The sequence below is a fragment of the Haloarcula terrestris genome (assembly GCF_031624315.1).
Lineage (GTDB): Archaea > Halobacteriota > Halobacteria > Halobacteriales > Haloarculaceae > Haloarcula > Haloarcula terrestris.
On sequence record NZ_JAMQOM010000005.1, the window covers coordinates 1 to 13,759 of the forward strand.

The window sequence follows — 13,759 nt, forward strand, 5'->3', positions numbered from 1 at the left end:
GCGACGCCGTGCGTGCGCGAAGTTGGTACGGTGAATTTCGTGAACTTGTCCTGATGTGTGCAGTTCACAACATCAAGCAATCTCTGAAACAGTGAAATCAAGCTACGTCTGGCGATTCACCACGGCCCCCGGCCTCTGTATAGCCAGTTGACATCCTCCCGCGCCTGAAGACGCGGGAATTCCACGGTACCGCTACCGCTGATTTGGGATATTAGGGTTTACGACACTACCTGTTCTTGAGGTGCGAATACACCAGTTTCCTTGTCAAACAGGAGCGTTGATGGCTGTGCCAACCAGCCGTTACTCCTATCCTCGCTACGAGGATTCGGAGATACTTGTTGTCGAATATTTTCAGCACCATTCACGTCAGCATTCGCAACCAGTTCACACTCATTGCACACGTACAACCCACGCTCAACGCGATTCGTGTCACGGTCACAACCACACGAGGAACACGACTTTGAGGTGTTCTCTTCGGACACACGCTCGACAGAGATACCAACTTCTTCAGCCTTGTATTCAAGCATGTCTGTGAATCGGTCGAATGCCCACGAGTGCAAGTCCAAGTTCCCGTGCTTGCCCCAATCCTTCATTTCACCGTCTTCGTCCTCGCGGATTCCACTGAGGTCACCGATTGCAATCACACCAACGTTCTCGTCAACACATCTTTCCACGATGTGCTTTGAGAGCGTGTGGAAGTAGTGAGTGCGACGATTGGATTTCTTGGCGTGCAACCGTGTTGCCTCCTCAGAAGATGAATCATGACAGCGAGCAATATGCTTGCTGTAGTAGTAATCATCTTGTTTGAGGCAGTTCAACGGGTATAGCTCAGACTCCTGATTCTCAAAGGCAAGGGCGGCAAAGTTACAGATTCCAAGGTCAATACCGACAGTTTTCTCGGCGTCGTTCTCTGAAACACCGATTTCGACATTGCAGACGATGTGGAGTTCCCATTCGTTTCGTTGCTTATTCCAGACAGCACGAACCTGCTGGACATTCTCAATCGCAGAGAGGTCAGTATCAGGTCGTGTTTGGATGTCACAGAGAACGAAGTCCGACCAGTATTCTTTCAGGTTCTCGCCCTTGGATAGTCGGATTCGACCGTTGGTAGTATCGAGCTTGAAACCAGCGCCTTTGAACGTGAGCGTTGAGCGTGGATGCTCGTCGTTGTGTTTGCGATATGCTGGTGGATTCGCTTTCGAGTCTCCGTTCTGGCGTTTCCCGAACCATCCGTTGAACGCTTCAGAGAGTTCTTCGAGAACTCGCTGACTTGACTGTGAATGCAAGTCACTATAGCGTTCGTGAGATTTGAGGTACGATTTGAGTTCGCCATCCTCGGGGATGTGGCCAGTTTCGTTCCAGACCCGCCACGGCGGCAACAGACGACCTCTGTTGCGGTGGGACTCCCAGTGTGTTCGGGTGTCACTGGTTCCACGCGAGTCCTCGCAGAGACGAGGGCGGGTGGAATTAAATTCGCCATCGGTCGTTCCGCTGGCTTCGCGCCAGAGATCACGGCGAAGCCACGGGCCACCGCGCCTGTGGTACTTCACCGAGGCAATAAAGAGACCGTGACTCGCGTTTCATTCTTCATCAGAGTGCTTCGGATAACGCAGTCGCCAGCTCACTTTGTGAAGTTCCATTGCTGCTACTAGAATCAGGGCGATACCAGCAAGGGTGACCCAAACGCCGATATCAACGGGGGCCGTCCCGAGCACGAGTTGTGCTGGGGGGAAGTAGAGCGCGCCGAGGTGGATCAAGAAGGCCCCCGCAGCACCGACAAGGAGGACCGGGCTCTTCCACGGCGGCATCCGGAAGATCGACCGGGTTTCTGACCGTGTGTTCCCCAAGTGAACGTTCTCGAACAGCACCATCAGGAGAAGCAGTGCATTCCGCGCTGCCGGTTCATCCCACCCGGTGTCAAGCAGCCACCCGAAGGTGAGAAGGCCAGTAATCCCCATCACGATGGCAGCAACCACCGTTCGTTCGATCATAAGTTGGTTAAAGATGCGTTCGGTAGGGGAGCGCGGTTTCCGTTCTAGGACGTCTTCTTCCTTTGGTTCGAATGCGAGCGCTACGTCCTGAATGCCGTTTGTGACGAGATTAAGCCAGAGAAGCTGGACGGGCAGTAATGGCAGCGGTAATCCCGCAGCGAGACTGAGGAGGACGAGGACCACCTCCGCGGCGCCTGTGGAGATGAGGAGATAGATCACTTTCCGGATGTTGTCGTACGCAACCCGGCCCTGCTCAATTCCAGCGACGATAGTTGCGAAGTTGTCGTCTGAGATTATGAGTTCGGCTGCATCCCGAGCCACATCGGTGCCCTCCTGCCCCATTGCAATCCCGATATTTGCAACGCGAAGAGCAGGGGCGTCGTTGACACCATCGCCCGTGACGGCAACGAAGTGCCCCGCCTGTTGCGCGGCGGTCACGATATCAAGCTTCTGATCCGGGGAGACACGGGCAAAGACGCGGATCCGTTCGACCGCAGCAGCGAGTTCCTCTGGCGTGAAGTCAGCCAGGTCAGCACCCGTCAGGACTTCCTCACGACTGGATGCTAACCCAAGTTCACGGGCGATGGAAAGCGCGGTTTCCGGGTGGTCGCCAGTCACCATCGAGACCGAGATTCCCGCCCGGTGTGCGGACGCAATTGCGTCTTTTACACCGGGTCGGAGGGGATCAACCATCCCCACGAACCCAAGAAACGTCAGCCCCGTCGGATCAGGTAGCACCTCCTCAGCGGTGATATCTGTATCAAACGTGCCCTCTGCAAGCGCGAGCACACGATAGCCCTGTTTCGCCATCTCTGTGGCCCTGTCAAGCACCTCTTGGCGAGCACCATCGTCTGACCACGTACACATCTCTAGAACCCGCTCGGGTGCACCCTTGGTGAAAACGCGTGTCTCGCTGTCGGTTGTATGAAACGTCGCAGCGAATCGACGTTCCGGTTCGAACGGGATCTGATTGGTCTGCGGGGCGGCAACGAGTTCGGATTCGCGATCACGGCCTGCTTTTCGAGCAAACGACAAGAGCGCAACATCGGTCGGATCACCACTCCACGTCCACTCACCATCACGTCGATGAATGCTTCCCTCGTTACACAGTGTAGCCGCTTGGGCAAGGTGAGCGATATCGTCCGCCACATCCGGATCGGGCTGACTCCCGTCCTGTAGGATCGTCCCGTCGGGGGTGTATCCAGCACCGGTTACTTCCAGCGTCGTTCCATCTGGGAGTCGGAGCTGCCGAACAGTCAGTTCATTCTCGGTCAGTGTGCCCGTTTTGTCCGTGGCAATCATCGTACAGCTTCCCAGGCCTTCAACAGCGACGAGCTGACGAACGATGACGCCGACTCGCACCATCCGGTTGGTCGCGACGCCGAGTGCAACCGTCATAGCGACTGGGAGACCCTCAGGAATCGCAGACACAGCGAGAGCCACAGCAAACAGGAACATCTCGACGGCTCCGAAGCCGCGAACGAAGATCCCCAGCAGCGCAGCGACGATAGCCGCGAATAGAACCACGACGGCGACGAGCCGAGTGAATCGCTCCATCCGGACCACTAGCGGTGGGTTGCCGCCCTCAACGGCCGACACATCGCGAGCGAGGCGTCCGATCACCGTTTCGGAGCCGGTCTCGACGACGAGGCCACGTCCTCGTCCCCGGGTGACAGTTGTGCCAGCGAAGGCCATGTTACGGCGATCTCCGAGCGGGGCGTTTTCCTCACCCCGCCAATCGGGGTCTTTCAGGACCGGAGCAGATTCGCCGGTCAACGCTGATTCGTCGACTTCTAGGTTCGTCCCCGATGTCAATCGGATATCTGCAGGGACCCGGTCGCCTGACTCAAGAAGAACCACATCGCCAGGGACGATATCCTCGCCATCGATATCGATCGTCTCACCGTCGCGAATGACAGTTCCTCTGGTCCGAAGCAACTGCTGTAGTGCACGACTACTCCGTTCAGCCTGAAACTCCTGAGTTCCGCCAATAATCGCGTTGACGACCAGAACAAGCGCGATAAATCCCGCATCGGTAGTTTCTCCAACAGCGATGGAGATAATCGCCGCCACAACGAGGATGTAGATAAGCGGGCTCCGAAACTGTCGAAGGAAGATGAGCCACGCTGGGGTAGGCTCCTTCTGCGGGAGTCGATTCGGCCCATATTCTGCCCGCCTGGCGGCGGCATCCTCGGAAGAGAGTCCCGAACTATCACCAGCTAACCGAGAGTATACCGCCTCGAGGCACACTGTGTGCCATGATGTATCCTCCTCAGTGGCGGCAGCAGTCATATTCAAATTCCTTGTGTTTTGACAACACTAGGAAATAGTATATACGTTTGTATGCTCGACGACAAAATCGCAATCGTCACAGGGGGGTCGACAGATATCGGGAAAGCGATCGCGAAAAATATCTCGAGTACGGTGCAAAAGTCGTTATCGCGAATCGCTCAGAAGAAGCGGGCCGTGAGGCGCCCGCAGAGTTAGGCTGTGACTTCCAGCAATGCGATGTCCCCAAATTACGAACAGGCTCAGCATCTCGTCGAGAGCACGATTGACGAGGACGATCGGCTGGATGCCATAGTGAACACTGCGGGGATCGGACGGGTTGGGACGGTTGAAGATATGACGCTCAAAGACTGGACCGACGCCATTCAGATCTTTCTCACTGGAGTGATGTACGGCACCCGCGCTGCGCTTCCCTACCTCAAACAGACCGACGGTTGTATCATCAATGTGGCCTCTATTTACGGACTCGTCGGCAGACCGGGGGCAGCGGCGTATTCAGCAGCCAAAGGTGGGGTCGTGAATCTGACCCGGGAAATCGCCGTCGACTATGCGAGCGATGGGGTACGGGCCAATGGCATCTGTCCCGGCTTCGTCGAAACGTCAATGACCGACGAGTATCTCGACCAAGAGCAGTTCTACGAGCTCTTACGCGGGCAAACACCGATGGCTCGTGTTGCCCAACCCGAAGAGATCGGTGGGATAGCGATGTTCTTGGCGTCGGATGAGGCGTCCTACATCACAGGGGCGAACATTCCAGTGGATGGCGGATGGATTGCCCATTGAAATCCAATATCACCTAGAGCCAGCTACCCGTCAACCTCTGAGAGTGCCTCGGTCGCAACATCCCCGAGTTCGCCGGTCCCAATATGGGAGTCCCGCTCGCGAACCATCTCCTCCGAGTTGTCGAGGTAGCGGGCTGCCACAGTGTATCCGAATGCCCGAACGAGAACCTCACCCATCCCCCGGCGACCGCCGTGCGGTGTGAGATAGTCGTGTTTCGGGTGGTCAACGTCGATCTCCACGGCTGTCGGGAGTCGCTGGAGAATCGACCGAGCGCCGTCCGTCGTGATCGACGGCGGGCGGGTGTCCTCGTCGAGCGCCAGCAGGCGGACGCGAGCGTACTCCTCACGCCGCTCTTCAATCACATCCGGATGTGCCCCACGATCAGCTAGCACCTCCTGTATGAGTCCTGAGAGCGTCCGTTGGTCGAATCACGATGGAATGGAATTGCAGTTGCTTCTTGAGTCCGGCTAAACATACGTATTTGACGCCTCAACCTGAATTATACATATGCCATCATACAGAGCCAAGGCCAGCCAGCTCGCTCGGACTCACCCGCTTCTCGCGCTTGCGCTTACTATTCTAACTGTCGAGATTATCGGCGCTTCGGGGGCTATATTCACCGCCCAGGGACTCAGCGAGTGGTATGGAACACTACAGCGTCCCGCACTTGCGCCACCGAACTGGGTGTTCGGCCCCGTGTGGACTTTTCTGTTCGTCCTGATCGGGGTCGCCCTGTGGCTGGTCTGGCGACAGGCCAATTCGGCACCTACTGCGGTCCGTCTCGCATTCAGCGTCTTTGCTCTCCACTTTGTGTTTAATATAGGCTGGTCGACAGTCTTTTTTGGAATGCAAGAGATTGGCCTCGGCCTTGCGGTCATTCTCGTTCTCTGGGTGCTCATCGTGGCAATGATGTGGGTCTTCAATCGAGTTGACCGACGTGCGGCCCTGCTACTTGTTCCATACCTCCTGTGGGTCTCCTTTGCCGCATATCTCAACTACCAGTTTTGGGTGTTGAATTAGATTTCTGGAGTGGATGTGTTGGTGAAGGAATCGTCCAGAAGCGATGGGAGGGCATGGGCGTGGACTCCCGACGATACTAGCTGTTGCTGATCGGCGTCATCGGTCCATTCGTCGCCTTCAGCGACCGCTATTCGCGAGATCCGAGTGACCGGAGACCGTTCAGGGACACGAGGACCGTCGAACCCTCGTGACCGACCACGGCAAGCGGCAAGGGAATGCCTCGCAACAGAATCGTGCCAACCATCAGCGCAATCGCACCAAAGGCGATTGCGAGGTTGACTGTCAGCGTCCGGCGCGTCCTGCGACCGAGTCCGAGCACGTAGGGAATCTTCCCGATGTCGTCGCTCATCAGGACGACGTCAGCCGTTTCGAGAGCAACGTCAGTCCCAGCGCCACCCATAGCGATCCCGAGCGTCGCCGTCGCCAGTGCCGGTGCGTCGTTCACCCCGTCACCCACCATCGCCACGTTCTCGTATCGTTCAACCAGATCTTCGATGGTTGCCACCATCTCTTCCGGCAGCAGTTCCGCCTGCACCCCGTCGATACCGACTTCGTCGGCGATCTGCTTGGCGACGCGTTCGTTATCGCCGGTCAGCATGACGATGTGCTCCACGCCGAGCGACCGGAGGTCCTCGATCATTTCTGCAGCCCCGGGACGGGCTGTGTCGGTAAACGCAAGCCAGCCCAGTACTGTGACATCGTCGCCGTGCTCGCGGGCGACAAGGACGCTCGTCTTCCCCTCCGCCTCCAGAGTCTGAAGCCGATCGAGCCCCGGTTCGAGACCCTCGATCGCAGCGTCTTCGAGAACCGTCTGGACGTAACTTCGATCCCCGATGTGGATGATCACGTCGTCGACGTCGGCGCGGACGCATTTCCCGGCCTCCGACTGAAACCGCCGTGCATCGGGAACGTCGAGTGCGCGGTCTTCAGCTTCCGAGACGGTCGCACGAGCGAGATAGTCGGGGATTTCATCCAATAATTGTTACCGGGATCTGTGCTCGGCGGGTGACTGTCTCGGCGACACTTCCGAGGAACGTCCGATCTAGGCCTGACCGGCCGTGACTACCCATAACAATCTGGTCGATGCCGTGGCTGTCAGCGTAGTCGAGAATCTCACGCACCGGTTTCCCGACTTCGGTGACGGTGTCGAGAACACAATCATGTTCCACTGCGAGATCTGTCGCCGTCGTGTGAATGTTGGTGGCACGTTTCTGGGCGTTGTCGTACCAATCCTCAGCGACTGGCAAGCCACCAGCTTCCACGTCGATTATCGAGTCGATGGGGTTGATGACGTAAATCGTGGTGATCGTGGCGTTCGGAAAGGTCTCGAGTGCGTACGTGAGTGCACGCTCGGCAAGCGGGGAACCGTCCAAGGCGACGAGAACGTTGTCAGGCATACGATATAGGTCGAGAGGGAGTGAGAAGAGTGTGCTGCCGAAAACACAGTAGCTCGGAGATCCGTTAACTGTGACGTGTCCACGGGTGGTCGTCTCACGTTTCGAGGTGTTGATGACCGTCGGGCTATGACTGTGTTCGGTGAGCATATTCGACAGGGGCTGCCACCTTTCGGAGTTTGGCCTTCACCGGTTCCGCAGCACACCAGGACGGATGCCATTCGGTAGATTCCAAAACCGGTTGGGTGAGTCTTTATCCGATATCCATTGAGAAGGTGAGATGTCCTGGTAGCGTCAATCGAGGCCGACGACTTCGGGCCCGGGAATCTCACCATCTGCGAGCCGTTCGCCCCCGTAAACGACTACGAGAAGAACCGCGAACAAGAGGAGCGGGACGGCGCCAGTCACTTCGGCGAGGAGGTTCAACGCCGTATCCGGAACTCCGCCGGGGGCCAACGCTTCCACGTCAGCGGGATGGAAGATGCCCATTCCGTTGATGCCGGCGTGAACCACGGCGACAGCCAGGACGCTGCCGGTACTGTTGTACATCCAGGTCCAGATGATCGCACCGGAAAGTATCGAGACGACCCAGATAAGCTGCTGGGAGAGCGGCCACGCGCCCTGGGTCGTGGCTGCGTTGAGGAACAATGGGAGGTGCCAGGCGGCCCAGGAGACGCCGACGATGAGACTGGAGACCAGTGCACTGTACTTGTCTTGGAGGAGTGGGAGCATAAAGCCACGCCAGCCGAGGTCTTCCTGGCCACCGCCCCAGATAGTGCCCCAGACCAGCACGAAGAGATAGATCCCCGGGAACGGGAACGAGTTCAGGTCGATAGGGCCGCCCAGCGCTACGAACAGGATGACTCCCGAGCCAAGCAGTACAAATGGCAGTCCGAACACGATCACCCACCACTTGACACCGATACGCCATTTGAAGAACTGCCCAATCCACTTGCGGAGGTCGCCACCGCTGGCCCAGATGACGACGGCGGCGCCGACGGGTGGCCCGAACCCGCCGAATCCAATGAGAATCGACTGGGTCCACGACGCCTCGAGCCCCATGGCCGCAACGATTCCCTGAACCACCCACGTGAACGAGTAGGTGATCAGCAGGAAGGCGACGAGGCGGTGGCGGTCTATCCACGACCGGACTCCGGTCTGTTGGGCCTCGTCAGTCATCTGACCCCACCCGTTCTCTGGAGAATTTGACAACCTATTTTTGTGAGTGCCATACGCGTAGCCGATTTCCAGCGTCCATTAAGAAAAGGATTGTTATTATATCGACATTTAATCAATTCTGAAACTCAAAGATTTTGGAGGACTTACAGACGCTGTAGGTTTACTGAGTTTGAGAGGTGTTGAGTGTGAGAGTCTTGTTGACTCGAGGATCTCTACGATGAAGTTATGGAATATATCTTGGCGTCTCTTGAGTTCGATGTTCGGTCGTATGGATACTTGCTACTTGCTTACTGGTGACGGTTGAGGTGCTACAGATGCGTGAGACAGCTGGCCGCTGACGACGAGAACGGCGACAACCAGCACGAGTGCAGGAAGCTGAAACGGGAACATCTCGTCCGCGAGACCGAAGAACTCGCCGGTGAGGTTCATCAGCGAGTGGATCAGGAGGACAGCGAGAATACTCCGTTCCGTGTTGTTGTAGATCCAGACGAAGATTAGCGTGTGCAAGACGATACTTGGCATCCACCACCAGAGCGCTGGGTCGTAACTGGTGTTTGCGTAGTAGCCCGGAAAGAAGACAAACGCCGCGTGCCAGGCGGCCCATGTGCTTCCATTGAGTATTCCGGCGACGACTGGACTGAACCGTTCCTGGAGGCGGTCGAGATAGTAGCCTCGAAGACCGATCTCCTCGATGGCAGGAAACAGCAGCCCAAGTGCCAGCATAAAGCCGAGCGTCGCAGGATCAGTCAAGATTGCCCAGACGACGCTAATCGGCTGATCCGTGACTCCCAGTGTGATTGCAGCCCCTGCGGTGACGAGATTGAAGAGCGGCCAGAATACGAGGATGACGAGCCACCATTTCGCGGAGATTCGCCCAACGTCAACGAGCCGATGACCTAGGTCACGCACGCGTTCTGTGCCGCCCGTGAGCCATCCCATCGTGAGCGCGGCGAGCAGCGGGCTCGCGCCGCCGATGAGGAAGAGCAGGAGGTTCGCTCCCTCCCAGACAGAGGTTTCAGAGCCGAAAATCGGGAACCAGAACAGGTACGCCCACCCGAGATAGAGGACGGGGAACCCCCACGGAGTGAGCGACTGTGCCAGGGTTTCCAATCGGGTGGTGGTCGTCGTCATCGTGATAGCCCTACTGTATTACCACCTATCATCGGAATAAAAACACGGGCATCTATCAGTTAGGAGGACTCGGAACAACCGTGCTGCTATGCCGTTCGTCCACATCCCGACGTGGACCGGTGGGCTCGATCTGCTGGTCGAAAAAGGAGCCGTCAGCGTTCTCATAATCTCGCGCTCGTCGCCTGGCTTTCCGGCCAGCAATATCGCCACACATGCCACGAGATCTGCAAATCAGCCCTCTCAGGGTGGTGAAATCACCCTTCTAGCTTAAGCCCTCGTCAGACCAAAGTGTATAGATGACTGAAATATGACGAAATTCAAATCCTACGACGGAAAAACATTCTCGATGCATGGCATCACGGTCGAGACGCAACAGCTGGCGGGTGTGTTCTTCTTCGCACTCGCTGCACAGTTCATGACCGTCATCATGCTCGGGGCGGCGATGGTCCCTGGCTACGACTTCGGCGCGGCTGCGATTAGCGACCTCGGCGTATTCCCGGAGACGGCGCTCCTGTTCAACGTCTCACTGATCGTCGTCGGCATTTTAAACCTTCTCGGCGGGTACTTCTTCTATAGAACCCACGGCAAACGCTGGTTGCTGGCCATCTTTGCACTGGCGGGCATCGGTGCGATCGGTGCTGGCTTCTTCCCACTCGACACCGGCGGGCTCCACGGACTCGCCGCGCTCCTCGCGTTCGTGTTCTTCAACGTGCAAGCCATCGGGAGCGCGACCCGCCTCAGTGGCGTCATGCGAGTACTGTCCGTCCTCGCCGGCGGACTCGGCCTCGTCTTTGTCGTGCTGATGGCCCTCGGCGATGGGGGTAACACTGCGGCATTTGGCCCCATCGGTCACGGTGGGACCGAGCGGATGATCGTATACCCCGTGATGCTCTGGCTGGTCGCCTTCGGTGGATACCTGTTGGGAATGACTGACCGATTAGACGACGTTCAGGAGCCGGCATGACGCGAGTCAGCGTACTTTTATAACCTGCCACTGTGGCCAATCAGGTTTCGCTACGGTCCGATTCTGGTGTCACTCGAACTAGCCCACGAAACAGGAAATGCCATGCAATATCGACACATCCGATCCATCGTCGTAGTCGCCCTGAGCATCGCTCTCGTGAGCACACCGGTTGGAACGACAACAGCCCCCGCCGTCCGCTCTGCCGATACCCTTTCTGACCAGATTGAACTGACCAATCGAACGGAGACAGAGGCGTGGCTCGACGAGACGATGGCTCGCCAGTTGGAGGAGGATCACGTCCCGGGTGCGGCCGTGGTCATCGTCAACGACGGAGAGGTAGTCCTCGCGAAGGGTTACGGGTACGCGGAACTCGGATCCCAGCGACCGGTCGTCGCGAACGAGACTGTCTTCAGTATCGGCTCGACTGGTAAGCTCGTGACGTGGACCGCCGTGATGCAAGGCGTCGAGGACGGGCAACTCGAACTCGACCGCGATGTCAACGGGTACCTGACTGACTCTACGGTCACGGTGCCGGACACCTACGCCCGACCCGTCACGCTCGAACACCTCGGTACGCACTCGGCGGGGTTCGAGGATACTTTCTCGGGAATGGTCACCGACGACCCCGACGAGATACGCCCGATGGAGGAGATTCTCACCGACCACCAGCCGTCGCGGGTCAGGCCGCCGGGTCAGTACGTCGCGTACTCGAACTACGGGACGGCGCTGGCCGGACACGCCCTCGACGAGCGGTCCGACGCGAGTTTCAGTGAGCTGGTCGACGACCGCATCTTCATCCCGCTTGGCATGACCGATACGACGTACGCCCAGCCACTCCCCGACCGACTGGAGTCACGCCGAGCCATCGGATACACCCACCAGAACGGCGAGTACCAGGCCCATGAACCGGTTACCTGGACGCTTCCGCCCGAAGGTGGATCGCTCCGCACGACTACGACCGACATGAGCCGTTTCATGATTGCACACCTGAACGAAGGTTCTTACAACTCGGAGCGGATCCTGAAGGCTGCGACGGTCCGCGATATGCACCGGCGGCACTTCACGAAGTCCGAGGAGGTGCCGGAACTCAACGGAATGGCCTACGGGTTCATTGAGATGGACCGCAACGGCGAAACGATCGTCGGCCACTGGGGCGATACACCACGGTTCAAGAGTCTACTGGCACTCTATCCCGAGCGCGATACAGGGGTTTTCGTCGTCTACAACAGTCCCGGTGGCGGCCCCGCTCGGTTCGAACTCCTCCAGGCATTCACGGATCGGTACTACCCACGGGCAGATACTCCCGTCGTGGAACCACCGGCTGGTGCCGCCGAACGGGCGCGCGAACTGACTGGTGACTACCGCTCGCTAACTATCTCGGAGTCCTCTTGGGAGCGCGTCCTCGGCGTGATGACGCGGACCTACACCGTCGGAGCCACCGATGAGGGATATCTGACGACCGCTTCCCTAGGGGAAGAAACTCGTCGGTGGGTCGAACGACGACCTGGCGTCTACGAGGAGGTCGGTGGGGGCGATCTGCTGGTCTTCCAGTTCAACAAGAACGAACGCGCGACCCACCTGTTCCGACACTCCTTCGGGCCAGCTACGTACGAACGCGTCCCGTGGTACGAGAGTCAGACTGTGCTCCAGTCCGTTCTCGGAGCAGGCATCGTGGCCTTCCTCTCTGTCCTTTTGCTATGGCTCGGCGGGCCGGTGTGGCGACGCTGGCGAGGGAGGGGAATTCCGAGCGACCACGAGCGGGCAGCCCAGTGGGTTCTGGGAACGACGAGTCTGCTCTGGCTGGTCGTCCTCGCTATCTTCCTGTTCGCCTGGATCAATTTCAACGCCGAAGCCGCCTCGCCGTCGTTGGCGCTTCAGGCCGGGAAGGTCCTTCCGTACGTCGCCCTCGCCGGTACAGTCGGCGCCGTCGTGGCAACGGGCTTCGCGTGGCGCGATGGTTACTGGAATCGGCCCGCTCGAGTGCATTATTCGGTGGTGACGGCACTCGCCCTGCTGTTCGCCTGGCAACTGTCCTTGCTCGGCATCCTACCGGTGTAAAACCTATCCAAGGAACATGATACTAGAAGCAACAATCGTCCCTCGGAGTATTGCACAATGAGACAGCAGATTCGCGAGCGTGTCGATGCCCATCCAGTTGCGGCGTTTTTCGCGTTCGCCTACGCCATCTCGTGGGTGGCGTGGCTAGGTCCCGTCCTAGAACTGTCCGAGCCAGTCGAAACCGTTGGATTCATCGTCGGGGGGTATGGCCCGTTCCTCGCGGCCCTCGTCGTCACGTGGCTCGGGAGCGATTCGGTTCAGGCGTGGTCACGCCAGATCGTCGACTGGCGCGTCGCGCCGCGGTGGTACATCGCTGCGGTGACCCTCCCACTTCTGATCATCGCACTAACGAGCGTCGGCCTCACCGTCGTCGGCACGTCCGTCGACCCCGGACTGCTCCCTGAGCGCGTAACACTCGTCTTCGCCTCGTTCGTCACAATCGCGCTCGTTGGTGGTGGGAACGAGGAACCCGGCTGGCGAGGGCTCGCGCTCCCGAAGCTTCAGGAGCGATCCGCTCCCGTGCCAGCGACGCTCATTCTCGGCGTGGTCTGGGCGTTCTGGCACCTTCCGTTGTTGGCGACCGGTCCGACAACGTTCCACGGGCTGGCGTCGTTCGTCGAGGTCGCGCCGACGACCACCGTCCGAATCCTGAACATTGTCGGTGTCGCATTCATTCTGACGTGGGTCTACAACGGGACCGGGAGCGTCCTGCTCGCCATCCTAGCACATACTGGGTTCAACACTGCCAACAACACGCTCGTCCCGCTTCCACTGGACATCATCAGTGCCGGAGACTCCACGACGATTCTCGTTGTCACGACGGTCGCTATTTGGGTGGTTGTCGCCGTGTTGCTCGTCGTCACTCACGGTCGTCTCGGGTACGAAGCCGAGCCAGATACAGTGACGACGCCGACTCTCGATCATAGTTCGGAGATCCAATGATGGAAGAC

At 58.4% G+C, this 13,759-nt stretch carries 10 protein-coding genes and 3 pseudogenes; 6 read left to right on the top strand and 7 right to left on the bottom strand.

Going from position 1 to position 13,759, the window contains the following annotated elements; translation table 11 throughout:
• Window positions 1-95, top strand: a pseudogene (locus NDI54_RS13075) (IS5/IS1182 family transposase); the annotation flags it as partial.
• Between the two features lie 123 nt (window positions 96-218).
• Here the strand turns inward: NDI54_RS13075 and NDI54_RS13080 are convergent.
• Both NDI54_RS13080 and NDI54_RS13085 read right to left on the bottom strand, forming a co-directional pair.
• Window positions 219-1,382 carry an RNA-guided endonuclease InsQ/TnpB family protein gene (locus tag NDI54_RS13080; RefSeq protein ID WP_310897111.1) on the bottom strand — a complete coding sequence of 388 codons (1,164 nt, stop codon included), beginning with the start codon at window positions 1,380-1,382 and terminating at the stop codon, window positions 219-221.
• 198 nt (window positions 1,383-1,580) lie between these two features.
• On the bottom strand, window positions 1,581-4,283 hold the full coding sequence (locus NDI54_RS13085) for a cation-translocating P-type ATPase (protein ID WP_310896885.1): 2,703 nt from the start codon (window positions 4,281-4,283) through the stop codon (window positions 1,581-1,583).
• Window positions 4,284-4,481: 198 nt separating this feature from the next.
• Between NDI54_RS13085 and NDI54_RS13090 the strand changes: the two genes are divergently transcribed.
• On the top strand, window positions 4,482-5,063 hold the full coding sequence (locus tag NDI54_RS13090) for an SDR family NAD(P)-dependent oxidoreductase (RefSeq protein ID WP_310896886.1): 582 nt from the start codon (window positions 4,482-4,484) through the stop codon (window positions 5,061-5,063).
• Window positions 5,064-5,086: 23 nt separating this feature from the next.
• Here NDI54_RS13090 and NDI54_RS13095 read toward each other — a convergent pair.
• A pseudogene (locus NDI54_RS13095) lies at window positions 5,087-5,491 on the bottom strand (site-specific integrase); the annotation flags it as partial.
• Window positions 5,492-5,570: 79 nt separating this feature from the next.
• On the opposite strand from NDI54_RS13095, the gene NDI54_RS13100 reads away from it, so the two are divergent.
• On the top strand, window positions 5,571-6,083 hold the full coding sequence (locus tag NDI54_RS13100) for a TspO/MBR family protein (RefSeq protein ID WP_310896887.1): 513 nt from the start codon (window positions 5,571-5,573) through the stop codon (window positions 6,081-6,083).
• A gap of 127 nt (window positions 6,084-6,210) precedes the next feature.
• On the opposite strand, the pseudogene NDI54_RS13105 reads toward NDI54_RS13100, so the two are convergent.
• The 4 genes and pseudogenes from NDI54_RS13105 to NDI54_RS13120 form a co-directional block, all read right to left on the bottom strand.
• Window positions 6,211-7,041: pseudogene (locus NDI54_RS13105) on the bottom strand (HAD-IC family P-type ATPase); the annotation flags it as partial.
• A 10-nt stretch (window positions 7,042-7,051) separates the two neighbouring features.
• Window positions 7,052-7,480, bottom strand: coding sequence for a universal stress protein (locus NDI54_RS13110; RefSeq protein WP_310896889.1), 429 nt, complete (start codon window positions 7,478-7,480; stop codon window positions 7,052-7,054).
• A gap of 291 nt (window positions 7,481-7,771) precedes the next feature.
• Window positions 7,772-8,656, bottom strand: a complete 885-nt coding sequence (locus tag NDI54_RS13115) for a CPBP family intramembrane glutamic endopeptidase (protein ID WP_310896890.1) — start codon at window positions 8,654-8,656, stop codon at window positions 7,772-7,774.
• Window positions 8,657-8,935: 279 nt separating this feature from the next.
• Window positions 8,936-9,787, bottom strand: coding sequence for a CPBP family intramembrane glutamic endopeptidase (locus NDI54_RS13120; RefSeq protein WP_310896891.1), 852 nt, complete (start codon window positions 9,785-9,787; stop codon window positions 8,936-8,938).
• Between the two features lie 346 nt (window positions 9,788-10,133).
• Here NDI54_RS13120 and NDI54_RS13125 point away from each other — a divergent pair, with 346 nt between their 5' ends.
• From NDI54_RS13125 to NDI54_RS13135, 3 genes are all read left to right on the top strand, one after another.
• A complete protein-coding gene (locus NDI54_RS13125; RefSeq protein ID WP_310896892.1) occupies window positions 10,134-10,751 on the top strand; it encodes a DUF998 domain-containing protein in 618 nt (205 codons plus the stop codon).
• Window positions 10,752-10,853: 102 nt separating this feature from the next.
• A complete protein-coding gene (locus NDI54_RS13130) occupies window positions 10,854-12,809 on the top strand; it encodes a serine hydrolase domain-containing protein (RefSeq protein WP_310896893.1) in 1,956 nt (651 codons plus the stop codon).
• Between the two features lie 57 nt (window positions 12,810-12,866).
• A complete protein-coding gene (locus tag NDI54_RS13135) occupies window positions 12,867-13,751 on the top strand; it encodes a CPBP family intramembrane glutamic endopeptidase (RefSeq protein ID WP_310896894.1) in 885 nt (294 codons plus the stop codon).
• Window positions 13,752-13,759 lie beyond the last annotated feature (8 nt).